The organism is Flavobacterium sp. CF108, from assembly GCF_900129795.1.
Classification (GTDB): domain Bacteria; phylum Bacteroidota; class Bacteroidia; order Flavobacteriales; family Flavobacteriaceae; genus Flavobacterium.
The window spans coordinates 417,906-438,538 of record NZ_FQWW01000005.1; the positions used below are offsets into that span (position 1 = coordinate 417,906).

General features: G+C 35.0%; 28 protein-coding genes. 4 read left to right on the forward strand and 24 right to left on the reverse strand.

The features are described from left to right. Nucleotides 1-5: 5 nt before the first annotated feature. The 24 genes from rplO to rpsL all read right to left on the reverse strand — a co-directional run bounded on the left by rplO (nt 6) and on the right by rpsL (nt 12,688). Nucleotides 6-458 (reverse strand): 50S ribosomal protein L15, encoded by a 453-nt coding sequence (rplO, locus tag BUE10_RS16075; RefSeq protein ID WP_017495009.1) that lies wholly within the window; start codon nt 456-458, stop codon nt 6-8. 11 nt (nt 459-469) lie between these two features. Beyond that, nucleotides 470-652 carry a 50S ribosomal protein L30 gene (rpmD, locus tag BUE10_RS16080; RefSeq protein ID WP_017495010.1) on the reverse strand — a complete coding sequence of 61 codons (183 nt, stop codon included), beginning with the start codon at nt 650-652 and terminating at the stop codon, nt 470-472. Nucleotides 653-664: 12 nt separating this feature from the next. Further along, nucleotides 665-1,189 carry a 30S ribosomal protein S5 gene (gene rpsE, locus BUE10_RS16085; protein WP_085950926.1) on the reverse strand — a complete coding sequence of 175 codons (525 nt, stop codon included), beginning with the start codon at nt 1,187-1,189 and terminating at the stop codon, nt 665-667. A gap of 3 nt (nt 1,190-1,192) precedes the next feature. Beyond that, nucleotides 1,193-1,543, reverse strand: a complete 351-nt coding sequence (gene rplR / locus BUE10_RS16090) for a 50S ribosomal protein L18 (RefSeq protein ID WP_053470830.1) — start codon at nt 1,541-1,543, stop codon at nt 1,193-1,195. 11 nt (nt 1,544-1,554) lie between these two features. Further along, nucleotides 1,555-2,097 carry a 50S ribosomal protein L6 gene (gene rplF / locus BUE10_RS16095; protein ID WP_073486698.1) on the reverse strand — a complete coding sequence of 181 codons (543 nt, stop codon included), beginning with the start codon at nt 2,095-2,097 and terminating at the stop codon, nt 1,555-1,557. Nucleotides 2,098-2,115: 18 nt separating this feature from the next. Then, complete coding sequence (gene rpsH, locus BUE10_RS16100; protein ID WP_029272051.1) at nt 2,116-2,514, reverse strand: 30S ribosomal protein S8; 399 nt, start codon at nt 2,512-2,514, stop codon at nt 2,116-2,118. Between the two features lie 104 nt (nt 2,515-2,618). Continuing rightward, entirely contained in the window at nt 2,619-2,888 is a 270-nt protein-coding gene (gene rpsN, locus BUE10_RS16105; RefSeq protein WP_031456037.1) for a 30S ribosomal protein S14, read from the reverse strand. Nucleotides 2,889-2,891: 3 nt separating this feature from the next. Further along, the gene (gene rplE / locus BUE10_RS16110) at nt 2,892-3,443 is read right to left on the reverse strand and encodes a 50S ribosomal protein L5 (protein WP_012022484.1); all 552 of its coding nucleotides are present in this window, start codon (nt 3,441-3,443) and stop codon (nt 2,892-2,894) included. A gap of 2 nt (nt 3,444-3,445) precedes the next feature. Next, complete coding sequence (gene rplX, locus BUE10_RS16115; protein WP_007803650.1) at nt 3,446-3,760, reverse strand: 50S ribosomal protein L24; 315 nt, start codon at nt 3,758-3,760, stop codon at nt 3,446-3,448. Between the two features lie 11 nt (nt 3,761-3,771). Continuing rightward, nucleotides 3,772-4,140 (reverse strand): 50S ribosomal protein L14, encoded by a 369-nt coding sequence (gene rplN / locus BUE10_RS16120; RefSeq protein ID WP_007803649.1) that lies wholly within the window; start codon nt 4,138-4,140, stop codon nt 3,772-3,774. Between the two features lie 2 nt (nt 4,141-4,142). Further along, nucleotides 4,143-4,403, reverse strand: a complete 261-nt coding sequence (rpsQ, locus tag BUE10_RS16125; RefSeq protein WP_007803646.1) for a 30S ribosomal protein S17 — start codon at nt 4,401-4,403, stop codon at nt 4,143-4,145. A gap of 17 nt (nt 4,404-4,420) precedes the next feature. Continuing rightward, nucleotides 4,421-4,612 carry a 50S ribosomal protein L29 gene (gene rpmC / locus BUE10_RS16130; RefSeq protein WP_008464297.1) on the reverse strand — a complete coding sequence of 64 codons (192 nt, stop codon included), beginning with the start codon at nt 4,610-4,612 and terminating at the stop codon, nt 4,421-4,423. Nucleotides 4,613-4,624: 12 nt separating this feature from the next. Further along, nucleotides 4,625-5,050, reverse strand: coding sequence for a 50S ribosomal protein L16 (gene rplP / locus BUE10_RS16135; RefSeq protein WP_017495016.1), 426 nt, complete (start codon nt 5,048-5,050; stop codon nt 4,625-4,627). A 19-nt stretch (nt 5,051-5,069) separates the two neighbouring features. Continuing rightward, nucleotides 5,070-5,828, reverse strand: coding sequence for a 30S ribosomal protein S3 (gene rpsC / locus BUE10_RS16140; protein ID WP_012022487.1), 759 nt, complete (start codon nt 5,826-5,828; stop codon nt 5,070-5,072). Nucleotides 5,829-5,833: 5 nt separating this feature from the next. Further along, entirely contained in the window at nt 5,834-6,247 is a 414-nt protein-coding gene (gene rplV / locus BUE10_RS16145; protein WP_007803631.1) for a 50S ribosomal protein L22, read from the reverse strand. A gap of 6 nt (nt 6,248-6,253) precedes the next feature. Continuing rightward, nucleotides 6,254-6,532 (reverse strand): 30S ribosomal protein S19, encoded by a 279-nt coding sequence (rpsS, locus tag BUE10_RS16150; RefSeq protein WP_012022488.1) that lies wholly within the window; start codon nt 6,530-6,532, stop codon nt 6,254-6,256. 6 nt (nt 6,533-6,538) lie between these two features. Continuing rightward, a complete protein-coding gene (gene rplB, locus BUE10_RS16155) occupies nt 6,539-7,363 on the reverse strand; it encodes a 50S ribosomal protein L2 (RefSeq protein ID WP_035650459.1) in 825 nt (274 codons plus the stop codon). A gap of 9 nt (nt 7,364-7,372) precedes the next feature. Beyond that, nucleotides 7,373-7,663 (reverse strand): 50S ribosomal protein L23, encoded by a 291-nt coding sequence (rplW, locus tag BUE10_RS16160; RefSeq protein WP_012022489.1) that lies wholly within the window; start codon nt 7,661-7,663, stop codon nt 7,373-7,375. Nucleotides 7,664-7,670: 7 nt separating this feature from the next. Further along, on the reverse strand, nt 7,671-8,300 hold the full coding sequence (rplD, locus tag BUE10_RS16165) for a 50S ribosomal protein L4 (RefSeq protein WP_053470827.1): 630 nt from the start codon (nt 8,298-8,300) through the stop codon (nt 7,671-7,673). Continuing rightward, nucleotides 8,300-8,917, reverse strand: a complete 618-nt coding sequence (rplC, locus tag BUE10_RS16170; RefSeq protein WP_007803612.1) for a 50S ribosomal protein L3 — start codon at nt 8,915-8,917, stop codon at nt 8,300-8,302. The genes rplD and rplC overlap by 1 nt, the downstream gene beginning before the upstream one ends. 403 nt (nt 8,918-9,320) lie before the next feature. Next, nucleotides 9,321-9,626 carry a 30S ribosomal protein S10 gene (gene rpsJ / locus BUE10_RS16175; protein ID WP_007803605.1) on the reverse strand — a complete coding sequence of 102 codons (306 nt, stop codon included), beginning with the start codon at nt 9,624-9,626 and terminating at the stop codon, nt 9,321-9,323. Between the two features lie 11 nt (nt 9,627-9,637). Further along, a complete protein-coding gene (gene fusA / locus BUE10_RS16180) occupies nt 9,638-11,794 on the reverse strand; it encodes an elongation factor G (protein ID WP_073486700.1) in 2,157 nt (718 codons plus the stop codon). A 10-nt stretch (nt 11,795-11,804) separates the two neighbouring features. Continuing rightward, on the reverse strand, nt 11,805-12,281 hold the full coding sequence (gene rpsG, locus BUE10_RS16185; RefSeq protein WP_056200545.1) for a 30S ribosomal protein S7: 477 nt from the start codon (nt 12,279-12,281) through the stop codon (nt 11,805-11,807). A gap of 23 nt (nt 12,282-12,304) precedes the next feature. Further along, the gene (rpsL, locus tag BUE10_RS16190) at nt 12,305-12,688 is read right to left on the reverse strand and encodes a 30S ribosomal protein S12 (protein ID WP_007136570.1); all 384 of its coding nucleotides are present in this window, start codon (nt 12,686-12,688) and stop codon (nt 12,305-12,307) included. 183 nt (nt 12,689-12,871) lie between these two features. Between rpsL and BUE10_RS16195 the strand changes: the two genes are divergently transcribed. The 4 genes from BUE10_RS16195 to BUE10_RS16210 all read left to right on the forward strand — a co-directional run bounded on the left by BUE10_RS16195 (nt 12,872) and on the right by BUE10_RS16210 (nt 20,580). Beyond that, nucleotides 12,872-14,575 (forward strand): BamA/TamA family outer membrane protein, encoded by a 1,704-nt coding sequence (locus BUE10_RS16195; protein WP_073486702.1) that lies wholly within the window; start codon nt 12,872-12,874, stop codon nt 14,573-14,575. A gap of 84 nt (nt 14,576-14,659) precedes the next feature. Then, nucleotides 14,660-17,911 (forward strand): SusC/RagA family TonB-linked outer membrane protein, encoded by a 3,252-nt coding sequence (locus BUE10_RS16200; RefSeq protein WP_073486704.1) that lies wholly within the window; start codon nt 14,660-14,662, stop codon nt 17,909-17,911. Between the two features lie 3 nt (nt 17,912-17,914). Then, a complete protein-coding gene (locus tag BUE10_RS16205; RefSeq protein ID WP_073486706.1) occupies nt 17,915-19,381 on the forward strand; it encodes a SusD/RagB family nutrient-binding outer membrane lipoprotein in 1,467 nt (488 codons plus the stop codon). Between the two features lie 17 nt (nt 19,382-19,398). Further along, nucleotides 19,399-20,580, forward strand: a complete 1,182-nt coding sequence (locus BUE10_RS16210) for a hypothetical protein (RefSeq protein WP_073486708.1) — start codon at nt 19,399-19,401, stop codon at nt 20,578-20,580. Nucleotides 20,581-20,633: the final 53 nt, after the last annotated feature.

Genomic DNA, 20,633 nt, shown 5'->3' on the forward strand with positions numbered 1-20,633 from the left:
ATAAGTTATATAGTTACAGCTTCTCCACCAGCAGCTTCAATAGCAGCTTTTGCAGTAGCAGTAAATTTGTGGGCAGTTACTTTTAATTTTGCTTTCAATTCTCCTCTACCTAAAATCTTAACGATTTCATTTTTGGTAGCTAGACGATTTGCTACGAAATCTGTCATAGAAACAGAATCAGTAATCACACCATTGTCTACTAATAATTGAAGCGTATCTAAATTAACACCTTCGTATTCTTTACGATTGATGTTTGTGAAACCAAACTTAGGTACACGTCTTTGAAGTGGCATTTGTCCTCCCTCAAAACCAATCTTTTTAGAATAACCAGAACGAGATTTTGCTCCTTTGTGACCTCTTGCAGAAGTACCACCTTTTCCAGAACCTTCTCCTCTACCTAATCTTTTATTTTGATTGTGCGTTGACCCTTCAGCTGGTTGTAAGTTACTTAAATTCATAACAGTATTTGTTATTTAGCTTCTTCTACAGAAACTAAGTGTTTAACTTTGTTTATCATACCAAGGATAGCAGGGTTTGAATCATGCTCTACAACTTGTCCCATTTTACGTAGACCTAAAGCTTCTAATCCTCTTTTTTGAGAAAGAGGGCAGTTGATTTTGCTTCTTACTTGTTTTACTAATAATTTAGCCATAATTTCCTTGAATTAACCTTTAAAAACTTTTTCTAAAGAAACACCTCTTTGTTTTGCAACAGTGTGAGCGCTTCTCATTTGTAATAAAGCATCAAAAGTTGCCTTAACTACGTTATGAGGATTTGATGATCCTTGAGATTTAGATAATACATCGTGAATACCTACTGATTCAAGAACTGAACGAACAGCTCCACCAGCAATAACTCCTGTACCATGAGAAGCAGGAATCAAGAATACACGTGCACCACCGAATTTACCTTTTTGTTCGTGAGGAACAGATTGTCCATTCAAAGGAATTTTTACTAAATTTTTCTTAGCATCTTCTACTGCTTTCGCAATTGCTTCAGAAACGTCTTTAGATTTTCCTAATCCGTGACCAACTACTCCATTTTCATCACCTACAACTACAATAGCAGAAAAACCGAAAGCTCTACCTCCTTTTGTAACTTTAGTAACACGATTAACACTTACCAGACGATCTTTAAGTTCAAGACCACTTGGTTTTACCAATTCTACATTTTTGTATTTAGACATAATATATTAGAATTTAAGTCCAGCCGCTCTTGCGCCTTCTGCTAATGATTTAATACGACCGTGATACAAATAACCACCTCTATCAAAAGTGATTGTTTCGATCCCAGCTTTTAACGCTTTCTCTGCAACTAATTTTCCAACAGCAGCAGCTACTTCAACGTTAGTACCTTTTCCTATTTCTTTTTCTCTTGAAGATGCAGCTAAAATAGTAACTCCATTTACATCATCAATAAGTTGAGCGTAAATTTCTTTGTTACTTCTAAATACAGATAGTCTTGGGTTAGCAGCAGTACCACTAATCGATTTTCTAATTCTGAATCTAATTCTCTGTCTTCTATCAGATTTTGTTAATGACATAATCTTATTTTTTAAGCTGATTTACCTGCTTTTCTTCTTAATACTTCACCCACAAATTTAACACCTTTTCCTTTGTATGGCTCAGGCTTACGGAAACCTCTGATTTTCGCAGCAACCTGTCCTAAAAGTTGTTTGTCAAATGATGTTAATTTTACGATAGGGTTTTTACCTTTTTCAGATATTGTTTCTAAAACTACTTCCGGAGCAATTTCTAAAACAATATTGTGAGAATATCCAAGAGCTAAATCTAATTTTTGACCTTGGTTTGAAGCTCTATAACCAACTCCAACTAATTCAAGTTCTTTTGTAAAACCTTCATTTACACCAACAATCATATTATTGATTAATGATCTGTATAATCCGTGTTTTGCTCTTTGGTCTTTATGATCAGACGATCTTTCTACTTGTACTTGATCGCCTTCAACTTTTACATCTACGTCCGAAAACTCCTGAGTTAGTTGACCTTTTTTTCCTTTTACTGTAATGATACCGTCTTTAACTTCTACAGTTACGCCAGCAGGGATTACAATTGGGCTTTTACCTATTCTTGACATCTTATCTAGTCTTTAAAATTAGTATACGTAACAAATTACTTCACCACCTACATTTAATTGTTTCGCTTGTTTTCCAGTCATAAGACCTTTTGAAGTTGAAACAATTGCAATTCCTAATCCGTTAAGGATTCTTGGTAATTTGGCAGCACCTGCATATTTACGTAAACCAGGTTTACTAATTCTTTGGATATCTTTAATTACAGGCTCTTTAGTATCTTTATCATACTTTAAAGCAATTTTGATAGAACCTTGAACAGTGTTCGTTTCAAATTTGTAACTCAAGATATAACCTTGATCAAATAAGATCTTAGTTATTTCTTTTTTAAGATTAGAAGCTGGAATTTCAACAACTTTGTGGTTTGCAGCCACAGCGTTACGAACTCTAGTCAAATAATCTGCAATAGGATCTGTATACATATGTATTTGATTGCGATTATGGTTTTCGGGAGACACCCGCCTCCCGAACCTTTAATCAATTAAAATTATTTTTTGGTTTGCAAAAGTAGTAACTTATTGCGAGATTACCAAGATGCCTTTTTAACTCCAGGAATTAATCCATTATTAGCCATCTCACGGAAAGTTACACGCGAAATACCAAATTGACGGATATAACCTCTTGGTCTACCTGTTAATTTACAACGATTGTGCAAACGAACTGGTGAAGCATTTTTAGGTAATTTTTGTAAGCCTTCATAATCTCCAGCTTCTAATAAAGCTTTTCTTTTTTCAGCATACTTAGCTACCGTTTTCTCTCTTTTCACCTCACGGGCTTTCATTGATTCTTTAGCCATGTCTTAATTCTTTTTAAAAGGTAATCCTAATTCAGCCAATAATGACTTTGCTTCCTTGTCTGTTTTTGCAGTAGTAACAAATGTAATATCCATTCCTGAGATTTTGTTTACTTTGTCAATATCAATTTCAGGGAAAATGATTTGCTCCAAAACTCCAAGATTGTAGTTACCTCTTCCGTCGAAACCAGTAGCTTTGATACCACCAAAATCTCTAACGCGCGGTAAAGCAGAAGTAATAAGTCTATCTAAAAACTCATACATTCTTTCACCACGTAAAGTAACTTTTGCTCCAATAGGCATCCCTTTTCTCAATTTGAATGACGCAACGTCTTTCTTTGAAATTGTAGATACTGCTTTTTGTCCAGTGATCTTTGTTAACTCATCAACTGCATAGTCAATAAGTTTTTTATCAGATACAGCTGCACCAACTCCACGGCTCAAAACGATTTTTTCAAGTTTTGGAACTTGCATAACGTTTGTATATCCGAATTCTTCTTTAAGAGCAGAGATTACTCTACTCTTATATTCTTCTTTTAGTCTAGGTGTATATGCCATTACTATAGTACTTGATTAGATTTTTTTGAAAATCTTACTTTCTTATCTCCTTCTACTCTAATACCTACTCTAGTTGTTTCCTTAGTTTTAGGATCAATTAGTGAAATGTTAGAAATTTGAATAGAAGCCTCTTTCTTAACGATACCACCTTGAGGGTTTTTAGCACTTGGTTTTGTATGTTTCGAAACCATGTTTACACCTTCAACTATCGCTTTATTTTTCTCACGGTAAACACGTAAAACCTTACCTTCAGCACCTTTATGGTCTCCAGCAATAACTCTTACGATATCTCCTGATTTTATTTTTAGCTTTATCATCTTAAAACGAATTAAAGCACTTCTGGTGCTAATGATACAATTTTCATGAATTGTTTTTCACGAAGTTCTCTTGCTACCGGACCAAAAACACGAGTTCCTCTCATTTCCCCTGCAGCGTTCAAAAGAACACATGCATTGTCATCGAAACGGATATAAGAACCATCAGCTCTTCTCACTTCTTTTTTGGTACGTACAACAACTGCAGTTGAAACAGCTCCTTTTTTAACGTTACCGTTAGGAGTTGCATCTTTAATAGATACTACAATCTTGTCACCAACAGAGGCATACCTTCTTTTGGTACCTCCTAAAACACGGATAGTTAAAACTTCTTTTGCTCCCGTGTTATCTGCTACTTTTAGTCTTGATTCCTGTTGTACCATAATTATTTAGCTCTTTCTAAGATTTCAACTAATCTCCAACATTTTGTTTTACTTAAAGGACGCGTTTCGCTAATTCTTACAGTATCTCCAATGTTACAGTCGTTTGTTTCGTCGTGTGCAACGTATTTCTTAGTTTTCAACACGAACTTACCGTATAATGGGTGTTTTACTTTTCTTACTTCAGCAATAACAATAGATTTATCCATTTTATTCGAAGTAACAACACCTATTCTTTCTTTTCTTAAATTTCTTTTTTCTTCCATCTTTCAGCAGAATACAATTATTGTAACTCTCTTTTAGTTAACTCTGTAGCCAATCTTGCAACTGTTCTTCTAACGCTTCTAATTTGAAGTGGGTTAGCAATTGGAGATATAGCGTGAGCCATTTTTAGGTCAGCATATACTTTCTTAGTTTGACTAAGCTTTTCTTGCAACTCCGCTGCAGAAAGATCTTTTATTTCTGATTGTTTCATAATAAATATAAATTATGCTTCGAAATCTCTAGCAACGACGAATTTAGTTTTTACTGGAAGTTTCTGAGCCGCAAGACGTAAAGCCTCTTTTGCAACTGATAATGGAACTCCTCCAACTTCAAACATAATTCTTCCTGGTTTAACAACAGCAGCCCAATACTCAACTGCTCCTTTACCTTTACCCATACGTACTTCAAGAGGTTTCTTAGTAATAGGTTTGTCTGGAAATATTTTGATCCATAATTGTCCCTCTCTCTTCATGTAACGAGTTGCAGCAATACGCGCAGCTTCGATTTGACGAGAAGTTAAGAACATTCCATCTTCATGTACAGATTTAATACCAAACATTCCATTAGAAAGTTCATGCCCTCTTTGAGAGTTACCTTTCATCTTACCTTTTTGTACCTTACGGTATTTTGTTCTTTTAGGCTGTAACATTTTTCTTTAGTTTAAAAATTTACTTTCTTTTACGAGCGTCCGGTTTTCCACCTTTATTAAAGTTAGATTTACCTCTAGGGGCATCTCCACCTTTACCACCGCCAGTACCAGATTGTTTTTTATCCATTCCAGCAAGTGGAGAAAGATCTCTCTTTCCATAAACTTCACCTTTCATGATCCATACTTTGATACCCATTCTACCGTAAGTAGTGTGAGCTTCAGCCAAAGCATAGTCAATATCAGCTCTGAAAGTTGATAGAGGAATTCTACCTTCTTTGAAACCTTCTGAACGCGCCATCTCTGCACCATTCAAACGACCAGAAATCAAAACTTTGATACCTTCAGCGTTCATACGCATAGAAGCAGCAATAGCCATTTTGATTGCACGTCTGTAAGAAATACGGCTTTCGATTTGACGAGCGATGCTTGTCGCCACAAGATAAGCATCTAACTCAGGTCTTTTAATTTCAAAGATGTTAATTTGAACCTCTTTGTCAGTAACTTTCTTAAGTTCTTCTTTTAACTTGTCTACCTCTTGTCCACCTTTTCCGATAATGATACCAGGTCTAGCAGTAGTGATAGTAACGGTTACAAGCTTCAAAGTTCTCTCGATGATTACTTTTGATACACTAGCTTTTGATAAACGAGCGTGGATATACTTTCTGATTTTGTGATCTTCGGCAAGTTTATCACCGTAATCATTTCCACCATACCAGTTTGAGTCCCACCCTCTGATGATACCAAGTCTATTTCCAATTGGATTTGTCTTTTGTCCCATGCTGCTTAAGAATTGCTTTGTGTGTTATTGATAGCTCCAAGCACGATTGTTACGTGGTTAGAACGTTTTCTTATTCTGTGTGCACGACCTTGTGGAGCTGGACGAAGTCTTTTTAACATCATTCCACCATCTACTCTGATCTCTTTAACAAATAATCCAGCTTCTTCTAAATTACCTTCACTATTTTTTTGCTCCCAGTTATTGATTGCAGATAATAATAGTTTTTCTAATTTTCTTGAAGCTTCTTTAGAACTGAATCTTAAGATGTTAAGTGCTCTTTCTACCTTCTGACCTCTTACCAAGTCCGCTACTAAGCGCATTTTTCTAGGTGAAGTAGGGCAGTTATTCAATTTTGCGAAAGCAATAGACTTATTAGCCTCTTTTCTCGCATCTGCTGTTTCTCTTTTACGAACTCCCATTGCTTCTTATTTTTTACCTTTATTTTTTGCTCCAGCATGACCTCTAAAAGATCTAGTTGGTGAAAACTCTCCTAATTTGTGACCTACCATGTTTTCTGTTACGTAAACTGGTACAAATTGACGACCGTTATGAACTGCGATAGTTTGTCCAACGAAATCCGGAGTAATCATAGAAGCTCTAGACCAAGTCTTTACTACACTATTTTTACCACTTTCTACGTTTTCCTGAACTTTCTTGTCTAATTTATAATGAACGAAAGGTCCTTTTTTTAATGAACGTGCCATATCTTATTATTTCTTTCTACGTTCTACGATATACTTGTTACTCGGGTTTTTCTTAGAACGAGTTCTGTAACCTTTAGCTGGCAATCCGTTTCTTGAACGTGGGTGCCCTCCAGAAGAACGTCCTTCACCACCTCCCATAGGGTGATCAACTGGGTTCATCGCTACTGGTCTAGTTCTAGGTCTTCTTCCTAACCATCTTGTTCTACCTGCTTTTCCAGACACAACTAATTGGTGGTCAGAATTAGAAACAGCTCCAATTGTAGCCGAACAAGTTAACAAGATCAATCTTGTTTCACCAGATGGCATTTTAATTGTTGCGTATTTCCCGTCTCTTGCCATTAACTGAGCAAAAGTTCCAGCTGAACGAGCAATAACTGCTCCTTGTCCTGGACGTAACTCAATACAAGATATAACAGTTCCTAGAGGAATTCTGCTTAAAGGTAATGTATTACCAATTTCAGGTTGAGATTCTGGGCCAGAAACTAATTTCTGACCAACTTTCAATCCGTTTTGAGCAATAACATAAGTTTTCTCTCCATCAGCATAAGCTAATAAAGCGATAAACGCAGTACGATTTGGATCGTATTCGATTGATTTCACTGTAGCCGGAATTCCGTCTTTAGTTCTTTTGAAATCAATAATACGATATCTCTGCTTGTGACCACCACCCGTATAACGCATGGTCATCTTTCCTTGACTATTTCTACCTCCAGAGTTTTTTATCGGCGCTATCAAAGAGCGTTCCGGCTTATCAGTTGTAATGGCGTCATAACCATTCACAACTCTAAATCGCTGACCTGGGGTAATAGGTTTTAATTTTCTTACTGACATTTTTCTATCTTAGATATTGTTGTAAAAATCAATTGTTTCTCCTTCTTGTACTTGAACAATTGCTTTTTTAATTGCATTTGTCTTTCCACTGATTAAACCACTTTTAGTGTATTTAGTAGATCTATCTGGTCTCACATTCATTGTGTTAACTGAAACGATAGTCACTCCATAAGCAGCCTCAACAGCTTTCTTAATTTGAACTTTGTTTGCTTTTTTGTCAACAACGAATCCGAAGCGGTTTAGAACTTCACTTTCTTTGGTTACTTTTTCTGTTACTATAGGTCTAATTATGATACTCATACTCCTATTATTTGCTTAAATTTTCTTCGATTAACTCCAAAGAACCTTCTAAAAGCACTAAATTATTAGTGTTTAAAATAGCGTAAGTGCTTAATTCTGAGCTAGTTACGACATTAGAAGCCTTTAAATTGCGTGACGACAAATATACATTTTTATTTGACTCTCCCAACACAAATAGAGATTTTTTATTTTCTAACCCTAAAGCTTTCAAAACGTTAATGAAATTTTTAGTGTTTGGCGCATCAAAATTAAAGTCTTCAACAACGATAATATTTGATTCTTTTGCTTTGATTGAGAAAGCAGATTTTCTTGCCAATCTTTTTAAACCTTTATTCAATTTAAACGAATAACTTCTTGGTCTTGGTCCGAAAATTGTTCCACCACCTTTAAACAATGGGTTTTTGATACTTCCCGCACGAGCTGTACCAGTTCCTTTTTGTTTTTTAATCTTACGTGTACTTCCTGTCACTTCAGCTCTTTCTTTAGCTTTGTGAGTTCCTTGTCTTTGATTAGCAAGATATTGCTTAACATCAAGGTATACAGCGTGATTGTTTGGTTCAATTGCGAATACTGAATCAGAAAGTTGAACTTTTCTTCCAGTATCTTTTCCGTTGAAATCTAATACTTTTACTTCCATTACTTCTGAATGATTACATAAGAGTTTTTATGTCCAGGAACACATCCTTTAATAACAAGCAGGTTCTTTTCAGCAACTACTTTTAAAACTCTAAGGTTTTGAACTTTTACATTGTCTCCTCCCATTCTTCCAGCCATACGCATTCCTTTGAACACTCTAGATGGATATGAAGAAGCTCCCACAGAACCTGGCGCTCTTAAACGGTTGTGTTGACCGTGAGTTGCTTGTCCAACACCACCAAATCCGTGACGTTTAACAACCCCTTGAAAACCTTTACCTTTAGACACACCTTGTACATCTACAAATTCTCCTTCAGCAAAAATAGAAACATCAATAAGATCTCCTAATTTTTGTTCAGTTGCAAAATCTTGAAATTCAACGACTTTTTTCTTAGCAACAGTTCCAGCTTTTTTAAAGTGACCTAAAGCCGCTTTAGTGGAATGTTTCTCGTTTTTGTCATCGAAACCAAGTTGCAACGCTTCGTACCCGTCAACACCTTTGGTTCTGACTTGGGTAACAACACACGGCCCAGCTTCGATTACTGTACAAGGAATGTTTTTCCCGTTTTCATCAAAAATGCTAGTCATGCCGATTTTTTTACCAATTAACCCAGACATAAATATTAATTATTAATTACTAAAATTCCCTTCAATTTGAAAATAACAGAAATTTCCAAACAGGGAGTGCAAAAGTATACATTAAAATTGAATATACCAAACAGTTACAAAAATTAAATCGCTCATAATCAAAATCCAACGATCAAACCCAGTATTCACAATACGCAATATGTTCTAAAAATATTTTTTCTTCTTTTTACCAACAGATATATTATTCTTAACAATTACTTCATCTACTAAAGAAAAAACCTCTTCACCAATGCAAAACAACAAGCATTTTAAACAAAATCACAATAATTCATTTCTTTTGACAAATTCATCATTTACCAAAAGCCGACTTTATACAAACAAAAAAGCGAGACATTTCTGCCTCGCTTTTATATATAAAATATAATAATAAAAATTACACTTTTATCTCTACTTCAACCCCACTTGGCAATTCAAGTTTCATTAAAGCATCAATAGTTTTAGATGAAGATGAATAAATATCAATCAATCTCTTGTATGACATTACTTCAAATTGCTCTCTCGCTTTTTTGTTAACGTGCGGAGAACGTAACACAGTGAAAAGTTTTTTGTGAGTTGGCAACGGGATTGGACCTGTTACAACTGCTCCAGTAGTTTTTACTGTTTTTACGATCTTTTCAGCAGATTTATCTACCAACATGTGATCGTAAGATTTTAGTTTTATTCTGATTTTTTGACTCATTTTCTTAAGAATTAAGCGTTACCTTTTGCTTTTTTAATTACAGCTTCTGAAATATTAGAAGGTGTTTCTGCATAGTGAGAAAACTCCATTGTTGAAGTTGCTCTACCAGAAGATAATGTTCTTAACGTTGTTACATATCCAAACATTTCTGATAAAGGCACATCAGCCTTAATAGTTTTAGCACCATTTCTGTCACCCATGTCATTAACCTGACCTCTACGACGGTTGATATCACCTACGATATCCCCCATGTTTTCTTCTGGTGTAATAACTTCCATTTTCATGATTGGCTCAAGAATAATTGCTCCAGCAGCTTTAGCTACTTCTCTATAACCCATTCTAGCTGCTAATTCAAAAGAAAGAGCATCAGAATCGACAGGGTGGAAAGATCCGTCTGTCAAAGTTACTTTCAAACTATCCACTTGATAACCAGCCAAAGGACCAGTTTTCATAGCTTCACGGAAACCTTTTTCTACAGATGGAATATATTCTTTAGGAACGTTACCACCTTTTACTGCATTAATAAACTGCAATCCTACAGGAACTTTACCATCAACTTCTTCAGCTGGCTCAAGTGTAAATACGATATCACCAAATTTACCACGACCACCTGATTGTTTTTTATAAGTTTCTCTGTGTGTTGCAGATCTTGTAAACGCTTCTTTATATTCAACTTGAGGCTCACCTTGGTTTACTTCAACTTTAAATTCACGTTTCATACGGTCTACTAAGATATCCAAGTGAAGCTCACCCATACCTGAGATAATAGTCTGCCCTGAAGCCTCATCTGTTCTAACAGTAAAAGTTGGATCTTCTTCAGCTAATTTAGCCAAAGCCATACCCATTTTATCAACGTCAGCTTTAGTTTTAGGTTCAATCGCAATACCAATTACCGGCGCAGGGAATTTCATAGACTCAAGAATAATTGGGTGTTTTTCATCACACAATGTATCTCCAGTTTTGATATCTTTAAATCCAACAGCAGCTCCAATATCTCCAGCCTCAATAAATTCGATTGGATTTTGCTTGTTAGCGTGCATTTGGTAAATACGAGAAATTCTTTCTTTATTTCCTGAACGAGTGTTCAAAACGTAAGAACCAGCATCTAAACGACCAGAGTAAGCACGGAAGAAAGCTAAACGACCAACGAATGGGTCAGTAGCAATTTTAAATGCCAAAGCTGCGAACGGCTCTTTTACATCTGGCTTACGTAAAATTTTAGTTTGATCTTCTTCTAATAATTCAGCATCATCAGGATGAATTCCCTCGATACCTTCCTTATCCATTGGAGAAGGTAAATATTTACAAACTGCATCTAACATGAATTGAACTCCTTTGTTTTTGAAAGAAGAACCAGCAATCATCGGGATGATAGCCATATCCATAGTAGCAGCTCTTAAAGCGTTATTGATCTCTTCTTCTGTAATAGAGTTCTCATCTTCCATGAATTTCTCTAAAAGATTTTCATCATAATCAGCAACTGCTTCAATAAGAATAGATCTGTATTCTTTAACCTCTGCAACCATATCAGCAGGGATTTCAACTATATCAAAAGTTGCCCCTTGAGTAGCATCATGCCAAATAATAGCTTGGTTTTTCACTAAATCTACTACACCTTTAAAATCATTCTCTTCACCAATTGGCAAAGTGATCGCAACAGCATTTGATTTTAACATATCACGAACTTGTTGACAAACTGCCAAAAAGTTAGATCCTTGACGGTCCATTTTATTTACGAATCCCATACGAGGAACTCTATATTGATCAGCAAGTCTCCAGTTAGTTTCTGATTGAGGCTCAACACCATCAACAGCACTAAACAAGAAAACTAATCCATCAAGTACACGTAAAGAACGGTTTACCTCTACAGTAAAGTCAACGTGCCCAGGAGTATCAATAATATTAAAGTGGTATGGTAATGACTCAGGCAAAAGCTTACCTTGTTCAGTTGGAAAATTCCACTCACAAGTTGTTGCAGCAGAAGTAATTGTAATACCTCTTTCTTGCTCTTGAGCCATCCAGTCCATTGTTGCAGCACCATCGTGCACCTCACCAATTTTGTGCGACTTTCCAGTATAAAAAAGGATACGCTCAGTAGTTGTTGTTTTACCAGCATCAATGTGAGCAGCAATTCCGATATTTCTTGTATATTTTAAATCTCTAGCCATTTCTTACGAATTAAAATCTAAAGTGAGAGAATGCTTTGTTAGCTTCTGCCATTTTGTGAGTATCCATTCTTTTCTTAACCGCAGCACCTTCTTCTTTAGCAGCAGCTAAACATTCTGACGCTAAACGTTGTGCCATAGATTTTTCGTTTCTTCTTCTAGAATAAAGTATTAACCACTTCATTGCCATAGAAATTTTTCTGTCTGGACGAATTTGCATTGGAATTTGAAATGTAGCTCCACCAACTCTACGGCTACGTACTTCTACGTGAGGCATAACATTAGTTAAAGCATCTTTCCAAATTTCTAATGAAGTTTTCTCTGAATCTTGCTTTTTAGTTTCAATGATATCAATTGCATCATAAAATACTTTGAAAGCTGTAGATTTCTTACCATCCCACATTAAGTTATTTACAAAACGCGTTACCAATTGGTCGTTAAACCTTGGATCCGGTAAAAGTGGTCTTTTCTTTGCCGCTCTTTTTCTCATGTCTTTTTCTTAAAAGTTTTAAATTACTTTTTTGCTTCTTTTGGGCGTTTAGCACCGTACTTAGATCTTCTTTGCGTTCTTCCTGCAACTCCTGACGTGTCAAGCGCTCCACGAACGATATGATATCTAACACCTGGTAAATCTTTTACCCTTCCGCCTCTAACTAATACTATCGAGTGCTCTTGTAGATTGTGTCCTTCTCCAGGAATGTAAGCATTCACCTCATTACCATTTGTCAAACGTACACGCGCAACTTTACGCATTGCAGAGTTTGGTTTTTTTGGTGTAGTAGTGTAAACACGCGTACAAACCCCTCTTCTTTGAGGACAAGAATCTAAAGCAACCGATTTACTCTTCTTAGTTATCTGAGTTCTTCCTGTTCTTACTAATTGTTGAATTGTTGGCATAATTAATACTAAAAATTATTATGTTTATTAAATTCCCGCTTTTTACGGGGTTGCAAATGTATAAAATAATTTTCACTATACAAACGTTAATCTATTAATTTTCAACAACATTATTTATTAGTATGTTTTTACAAACAAACAATAGATATTTGCATACACTTTAATTAAATAAAACATTTTCACTTGAAACAGTTTTTTAATACATTGTTTTTTTTGCTTATAAGCTTTTCTGCTTACACTCAAACCTTTCATCTGAAAATAAACGGATTAAATGAAGCTGAAAACAAAATTATCGACTCCTTAAATTATACCACAGCTCACCCAAATATCAAATCCCTATTTGACGAAATAAAAAACACTTCTGAAAAACTTTCGAAAAAGGGCTTTCTTGACAATAAAATACTAGAAAACAACAGAATAAACGATAGTACATATACTGTAATTTTCAGTCTAAAAAACAGAATAAAAAGCATACATATATATATAGGTATAAATAATCATTTTTTTAATACTCCTAAAAATCAAAATGACTCCATAATTCTCCCTTATATTGAAATTGAAAATTATTTAAATGCAAAAATAATCCAAGCTGAAAAAGACGGTTTTGCACTAAGCAAAATTAAACTCGAAAATATTCGAAGAAAGAATTTGATAATTTATGCCGACTTAAATTTTAAATCCGAAAAAAAACGCAATGTAAATTCTATTATTCTAAATTACGCGAATAGCAATTCTGGCGACTTTTTTCCGAAAGGTCACTTAAAACAGCTTAACAAAAAATACCTAAATAAAACATTTAATCAGGAAATAACAAAACAGCTTTACGAAGACATTAATAATTTTGAGTTTGTTTCTCAAACAAAATACCCTGAAATACTTTTCACAAATGATTCTACCAAAATATACACTTACGTAGAAAAAAGAAAAGCAAACACTTTTGACGGTTTTATTGGATTTTCAAATGACGAAAACAAAAAAGCAACTCTTAACGGATATCTTGACATTCTATTAATCAACACACTTCATGCCGGAGAACAATTTTCATTATACTGGAAAAGTGATGGAAATCAACAAAAGACTTTTAGCACTAAACTCGAAATCCCATACATATTTAAATCACCACTCGGGATAAAGGCCCAATTAAACATATTCAAACAAGACAGTACTTTTCAAAACACAAAAACCGCTATCGATTTAGGTTATTATATTAATTACAACTCCAAAGTATATCTGGGATATCAAGCTACAGAATCAAGCGACATCCAAAACACAAATAACTCAACTATTAGTGATTTCGACAATTCGTATTTCACATCAACTTTCGAATATAAAAAAACAGATTACAACAATTATCTTATGCCTAAAAAAGCATTTTTAAACTTGGCAGCCGGCTATGGAAAAAGGAACACAAATAATGATTCGGAAACAGCAGGATCAAGCAAACAATTTTACATAAATTTAAATGCCGGCTATAATTTTGAGCTCAACAAAAAAAACTATATTAACATAAATTCACAAAATTTTTACCTGCAAAGCAAGAACTATATTTCCAACGAATTATTCAGATTTGGCGGAATCAGGTCAATAAGAGGATTTTTAGAAAATAGTCTTCAGGCAAATTTCACAGCGTCCATTCTTACAGAGTACCGATATATCGTTTCATCAAACCTTTACATTAATTCAATCTTGGATTATGGAATATATCAAGACTTGACAAGTGTTTCAGACCCAAACAAGATAAAAAAATTAATAGGAATTGGAATTGGAACCTCAATACAAACCCCAAATGGATTAATAAATATTAATCTCACAAACGGAGGAAACAAAACACAGGAATTACAATTATATAACACTATCATAAACATATGTTATAATGTTAAATTTTGACCTTTAACGAAAAAAAAAAATATTTTACTAGGAAAGTTAACAAATTATTAAGAGTTTTGCGATACTAATTCAAAATATTTAAAAATGAAACTAAAGTTCAATGGATTCTTAGTACTTTTATTAGTACTAGTTGCGCAACTTTCTTTTGCGCAAGAAAGAGCTGTTTCGGGAACAGTTTCTGATAATGCAGGAATGCCTTTACCAGGTGTTAGTGTATTAGTTAAAGGAACAAAAGCCGGAACACAAACCGATTTTGATGGTAAATACTCTATCAAAGCATCATCAAGCCAAATTTTGGTATTTAGCTACATTGGGATGAAAACCCAAGAAATAGCTGCAACTTCATCAACAGTTAACGTAAGTTTAGCTGGAGATGCACAAGAACTTGAAAGCGTTGTTGTAACAACAGCTTTAGGTGTAAAAAGAGAGAAAAAATCTCTTGGTTACGCCACACAAGAGGTTAAAGGAGGAGATTTAAGAAATGGTACATCTAGTGGTAACTTCTTAAACGAACTTTCTGGAAAAGTTGCGGGTGTTAACATTACAAGAAACACAAACTTTGGTGGTTCTACAAGTGCAATTTCCAGAGGGGTTAAAGCAATTGGTCAAAGTAATGAAATGTTAATCGTTATTGATGGTATGCCTATCAACAACGGAAACAATACAAATGATGGATTAACTACTCAGTCTTCAGGAGCAAGAGGATACGATTATGGAAATAATGGTATGGACATTAACCCAGAAGACATCGAAAGCGTTAACGTTTTAAAAGGTGCTGCTGCATCTGCATTATACGGTTATTTAGCTGGTAATGGGGTTTTAATGATTACTACTAAAAAAGGTAAAGCTAAAAAAGGATTAGGAATTACAGTTTCATCTGAAGTAGTAACAGGTTCTCCAGACAAAAGCACATTCGTGAAATATCAAAAAGAATACGGAGCTGGTTACGGAGGTTCTTTCGGTGAGCAAGATATTGACGGTGATGGTACTCCAGATCTAGTTGTTGCAATGGGAGATGATGCTTCTGTTGGAGATAGATTTGACCCATCATTAAATGTTTACCAATGGGATGCATTCTCTGCTTACCCAGGAAACGGTAACTACGGAAAAGCTACACCTTGGAAAGCTGCAGCTAATGACCCAAATTCTTTCTTCAAAAATTCACTTTCATTAGTAAACAGTATCTCATTTGAAGATGGTAACGAAAAAACAAACGTTGTTTTCAATTACACAAACACAAACCAAACTGGTACATTAATCAACAGTGAATTAAGAAAAAACAACTTCAGTTTAAAATTAAATCATCAGTTTACTGACAGACTATCTCTTAGCACATTTGCTAACTTCTCTGCTCAACAAACTACTGGTAGAAACATGACAGGATACAGCGACAATATCGTTTCTGGTTTCCGTCAATGGTGGCAGACTAACGTTGACATCAAACAACTTGAACAAGCTTATAACAATTCAGGTCAACAAAACATTACTTGGAACAGAAAATCTCCTGAAAACGGAGCTCCAGCTTACTGGAATAATCCATACTTTGAGCGTTATCAAAACTATCAAAATGATAGAAGAAACCGTTTTATTGGTTATGCAAACTTGACATACAAAATTGCTGACTGGGTTTCTGCAACAGGAAAAATCTCAACAGATACTTATGATGAGTTACGTGAAGAAAGAGTTGCTGTAGGTTCTGTAGCAAAAACTTTTGGTATTAATGCTCTTGACGAAACTTCAGGTTACCAACGTTATAATGGTAATTTCTCTGAGCAAAACTATGATTTACTTCTTAACTTCAAACATAACTTTGGAGAAGACATTAGCTTAACTGGAGTAGCTGGGGGTACAATAAGAAATACTTATTTCAACCAAATTACAGCTTCTACTCAAGGAGGTTTAATTATTCCTGGAATTTACAGTTTATCAAACTCACGTTCTGCTAGTCCATATCCATATGAAAGAGAAACAAGAACATCAGTAAACAGTTACTATGCTTCTGCTTCATTAGGATATGTAGATACTTACTTTATTGATGCAACTGCACGTAGAGATGCTTTCTCAAATCTTCCTGCTGATGACAATACTTTAACTAGTTATTCAGTTTCTGGTAGCTGGGTATTCTCTAAAAACTTAAACGCTAGCTGGTTATCTTTTGGTAAATTAAGAGGAGGTTACTCTGAAAGCCCACTTGGAACTCCTGCTTTAGCATTAGTTGATACTTACACTAAATTTGACCCATTCAACAATAATCAAATGTATTCTGTAAACTCAATTAAAAACAATCCAGACTTAAAGCCTATTAAGACAAACACTACAGAGGTTGGTCTTGAGATGCAGTTCTTAAACAGAAGAGTTGGATTTGATGTGAGTTTATACAAAAACGTAAATGATGGTGAAGCTGTAAGAGTTCCTTACTCAACTGCTACAGGATATACTTCTAAATACGTAAATGCTGCAACAATTGAAAATAAAGGTATCGAGATTCAATTTAATGTTACTCCAGTTAAAACAAACAATTTCTCTTGGGATATTAACGTAAACTGGTCTAAAAACGAGAACGAAGTAACAGCTTTAGCTGATGGAGTTTCTAACTTACAAATTGCTTCATTCCCAGGAACTGTAACTTTAAACGCTGTAGTTGGACAACCTTTTGGAGTATTAAAAGGAACTGATTACACTTATACTGCTGACGGGCAAAAAATCATTAACCCATCAACTGGTAGATATGTAATTAACACTTCAACAAACAATATTATTGGAAACATCAATCCTGACTGGATTGGAGGTATTCGTAACAAATTCGCTTACAAAAGCTTATCTTTCAGTTTCTTAATTGATACTAAACACGGAGGAGATGTTTTCTCTACTGACCAATGGTACGGTGTTGGAACTGGACTTGGTGATGGAACTGCTGGTAACAATGACCTTGGACTTCCAAAAAGAAACTCACTTGTTAATGGTGGTGGTGTAATCCTTCCTGGTGTATATGCTGACGGAACTCCAAACACAACCAGAACTGTTTACTCAACAGGTGGAGCTATCACAAATGCTTATACTAACGGACCAAGAAGTCAGTATGTTTACGATGCTGGTTTTATTAAACTAAGAGAGGTAAACATTACTTATACTTTGCCATCTTCATTAGTACAAAAAATGAAATTGGTTGATGCAAAAGTTTCACTTATCGGATCTAACTTATGGATAATTCAAAAAAATCTTCCAGATGCAGACCCAGAAAGTGGATTAGGATCTAACGTAGGATCACAAGGTCTTTCTATCGGTTCTTTACCAACAACTAGAAATATTGGTTGTAACTTAACAATAAAATTCTAAGCTATGAAAAATAGACTAATAATATTAATATCGTTTATAACCTTATTTGCATCATGCTCTGATGACTTTGGAGGAATGAACGAAGACACAAAAAACCCAACCATTACTTCACCTGAGTTCTTATTCACCAATGCAGAAAAAACTATGGTGGATCAGGTTACAAGTACATCTGTAAACTTTAACGTTTTCAGATTATACGCTCAACAATGGACTGAAGTACAATATCCACAAGAAACACAATATGACCTTACTGGACGTACAATTCCAGATCGTCATTGGGCAACTTATTACCGTGATGTATTAAGAGATTTCAAAGAAGCTAAATCACTTTTGATATCTCAAAAGGCTAATTACACTGGGGCTCCAGAAGGTTTAGTAGTTTTTGATAATAAAATTGCAATTATTGACATTTTATCTTCTTATTCATATGCTATTTTAGTTGATACTTTTGGAGATGTTCCTTATAGCGAAGCTTTAGATATTGATGGGCATCCACAACCAAAATATGATGATGCACAAACTATCTACAAAGATCTTATTGCTGTATTAACTGCAGCATCTCATAAATTAGATCAAAGTGCTGGTAGCTACGGAGAAGCTGATCTTATTTTTACTGGAAATACTGCTAAATGGGCTAAATTTGCTAACACTTTACGTTTTAGATTAGCTATCAATATGTATGATGCAGATAATACTTATGCTAGCGCACAAGCATTAGCAGCAAAAGCTGATGGTTTAATTGCAGCTAGTACAGATGGAGCATATATGCCATATACTACAAACACAACAAATAACAACCCGTTATATCTTGATTTAGTAGCTAGTGGTCGTGATGATTTCTTGCCAGCTAATACATTCGTAAACAAAATGAATTCTCTTTCTGATCCAAGAAGAGCAAAATACTTTACAGAATTTCCTGCAGGTTCAGGACAATACAAAGGTGGTGTATACGGAACTGTTAACGTTTATGGAGATTTCTCTCATTTAACTGCAACTATTAAAGATCCTGTATATCCTGGAGTACTTCTTACTTATTCTGAAGTAGAATTTTTATTAGCTGAAGCTGTAGAAAGAGGTATCGCTGTTGGTGGTACTGCTGCATCTCACTATAATGCAGCTATTACAGCATCTATGCAAGATTGGGGAGTTTCTTCTGCTAACATTGCAGCTTACTTAGTAAGACCTGATGTAGCATATGCAACTGCTGCGGGAACATGGCAACAAAAAATTGGAGAACAAGCATGGATCTCTTATTTTAACAGAGGTTTCGAAGCTTGGACTTCTTACAGAAGATTAGACTTCCCTGCTTTAGTAGCGCCTCCAGTAACTTTTGGTGATATCACTGAAGTTCCAAAACGTTACTCTTATCCAGGAATTGAGCAAACATTAAATGCTGCAAATCTAGAAGCTGCAGTTGCAAAATTGGGTAACAATAATGTAACTACTAAACTTTTCTGGGATAAACATTAATATTTAATATTAGAAATATGAAAAAATTTATAAAACAAATTGCTGCATTCGCATTAATTGCAATTTTAGCTTCTTGTGATTCCGCAGATGATAATATAGAATATTCAACCGCGGGAGGGAACGCAGTTCCAACAACTTCAAGTATTAGTCGTTTAGACAACAACTATAATTTGCCTCTTAATACTTATGCTAAAGAAGGTGTAACTATATCTAAAGTTGAAATCTATAAGAACGCTGCTAAAACTACTTCAGATCCTATAGTATTTGGAGATAAAGTTGCAGATGCGACTCTTACTGACGGAAAAGCTACTTTCAATACTTCTTCATTAGGAAGCTTTGATGTATTTCCTGTAACTTCTGGTGGTACAACTACTCTAACAGGTAAAACAGGAACTTATGCATTAGCAATTCTTTCAACTTATTCTGATGGTACAACTACAAGAGCAACATGGACTCTTACAGTTGGAAAAGGAATCGTATGGCAGATATACAATGCTGATGGAGATCCTGTTACTAACGCTACAAGTGGTGTATCAACAATTAAATATCTTGACCCAACACCTGTAATCATAACTTTTGCACCAGTTAAAAAAGCAAGTACAACTGTTAACAGTATAGTTGGACAATGGTCAAAAAATGGAGGTGCTTTTTCTGCATTACCAGGAACATTGCCTATTACTCATCAAGATCTTGATATTGCAGCAATTCCATATTCTACTTACGGAGGAATCGCAGTTGGAGACAAAATCACTTACAGATTCACTGTAACTGCTGGAACTCAAACTGATGTTATTTCTACAACTGTTGAATTTGTTAATCAAGAGTTTGGTGCTGACCACGATGGAAGTATTTCTAACGCTGCAGACTCAAACAGTTTTGACTTCTCTAAAGGAACTACTGGATCAGAGATCTCTTTTGTTAGTCCATTTGGTATAACAGCAGGAGCTACTAGCGGTATTACATTTGTAAAATCAACTTTAGATTTTGATACTGCTGACTTATTTGATGCTGACGCTGCTTACACAGCTGGAGCTAAAGTAACAAGCTTAACTAATCTTGCAACTGGAGACGTTATCATTTACAAAATTACTAGAGATGGTGATGATTATTATGGAATCTTGAAAGTTACTGATAAAATCCAAGGAACTACAAGTCAAGAATTACAATTCTCATACAAAGAAGGAATATTATTACAATAATATATTTCTTTAATAATACTGAAAAGCCATCCCGTTCATTCGGGGTGGTTTTT

Excerpts from the sequence above, each read along its gene's own strand:
- rplO (WP_017495009.1), bottom strand. The coding sequence starts at position 458 with ATGAATTTAAGTAACTTACAACCAGCTGAAGGGTCAACGCACAATCAA.
- rpmD (WP_017495010.1), bottom strand. The coding sequence starts at position 652 with ATGGCTAAATTATTAGTAAAACAAGTAAGAAGCAAAATCAACTGCCCT.
- rplR (WP_053470830.1), bottom strand. The coding sequence starts at position 1,543 with ATGTCATTAACAAAATCTGATAGAAGACAGAGAATTAGATTCAGAATT.
- rplF (WP_073486698.1), bottom strand. The coding sequence starts at position 2,097 with ATGTCAAGAATAGGTAAAAGCCCAATTGTAATCCCTGCTGGCGTAACT.
- rpsH (WP_029272051.1), bottom strand. The coding sequence starts at position 2,514 with ATGTATACAGATCCTATTGCAGATTATTTGACTAGAGTTCGTAACGCT.
- rpsN (WP_031456037.1), bottom strand. The coding sequence starts at position 2,888 with ATGGCTAAAGAATCAATGAAAGCCCGTGAGGTGAAAAGAGAGAAAACG.
- rplE (WP_012022484.1), bottom strand. The coding sequence starts at position 3,443 with ATGGCATATACACCTAGACTAAAAGAAGAATATAAGAGTAGAGTAATC.
- rplX (WP_007803650.1), bottom strand. The coding sequence starts at position 3,760 with ATGATAAAGCTAAAAATAAAATCAGGAGATATCGTAAGAGTTATTGCT.
- rplN (WP_007803649.1), bottom strand. The coding sequence starts at position 4,140 with ATGGTACAACAGGAATCAAGACTAAAAGTAGCAGATAACACGGGAGCA.
- rpsQ (WP_007803646.1), bottom strand. The coding sequence starts at position 4,403 with ATGGAAGAAAAAAGAAATTTAAGAAAAGAAAGAATAGGTGTTGTTACT.
- rpmC (WP_008464297.1), bottom strand. The coding sequence starts at position 4,612 with ATGAAACAATCAGAAATAAAAGATCTTTCTGCAGCGGAGTTGCAAGAA.
- rplP (WP_017495016.1), bottom strand. The coding sequence starts at position 5,050 with ATGTTACAGCCTAAAAGAACAAAATACCGTAAGGTACAAAAAGGTAAG.
- rpsC (WP_012022487.1), bottom strand. The coding sequence starts at position 5,828 with ATGGGACAAAAGACAAATCCAATTGGAAATAGACTTGGTATCATCAGA.
- rplV (WP_007803631.1), bottom strand. The coding sequence starts at position 6,247 with ATGGGAGTTCGTAAAAGAGAAACAGCAGATGCGAGAAAAGAGGCTAAT.
- rpsS (WP_012022488.1), bottom strand. The coding sequence starts at position 6,532 with ATGGCACGTTCATTAAAAAAAGGACCTTTCGTTCATTATAAATTAGAC.
- rplB (WP_035650459.1), bottom strand. The coding sequence starts at position 7,363 with ATGTCAGTAAGAAAATTAAAACCTATTACCCCAGGTCAGCGATTTAGA.
- rplW (WP_012022489.1), bottom strand. The coding sequence starts at position 7,663 with ATGAGTATCATAATTAGACCTATAGTAACAGAAAAAGTAACCAAAGAA.
- rplD (WP_053470827.1), bottom strand. The coding sequence starts at position 8,300 with ATGGAAGTAAAAGTATTAGATTTCAACGGAAAAGATACTGGAAGAAAA.
- rplC (WP_007803612.1), bottom strand. The coding sequence starts at position 8,917 with ATGTCTGGGTTAATTGGTAAAAAAATCGGCATGACTAGCATTTTTGAT.
- rpsJ (WP_007803605.1), bottom strand. The coding sequence starts at position 9,626 with ATGAGTCAAAAAATCAGAATAAAACTAAAATCTTACGATCACATGTTG.
- fusA (WP_073486700.1), bottom strand. The coding sequence starts at position 11,794 with ATGGCTAGAGATTTAAAATATACAAGAAATATCGGAATTGCTGCTCAC.
- rpsG (WP_056200545.1), bottom strand. The coding sequence starts at position 12,281 with ATGAGAAAAAGAGCGGCAAAGAAAAGACCACTTTTACCGGATCCAAGG.
- rpsL (WP_007136570.1), bottom strand. The coding sequence starts at position 12,688 with ATGCCAACAATTCAACAATTAGTAAGAACAGGAAGAACTCAGATAACT.
- BUE10_RS16200 (WP_073486704.1), top strand. The coding sequence starts at position 14,660 with ATGAAACTAAAGTTCAATGGATTCTTAGTACTTTTATTAGTACTAGTT.
- BUE10_RS16205 (WP_073486706.1), top strand. The coding sequence starts at position 17,915 with ATGAAAAATAGACTAATAATATTAATATCGTTTATAACCTTATTTGCA.
- BUE10_RS16210 (WP_073486708.1), top strand. The coding sequence starts at position 19,399 with ATGAAAAAATTTATAAAACAAATTGCTGCATTCGCATTAATTGCAATT.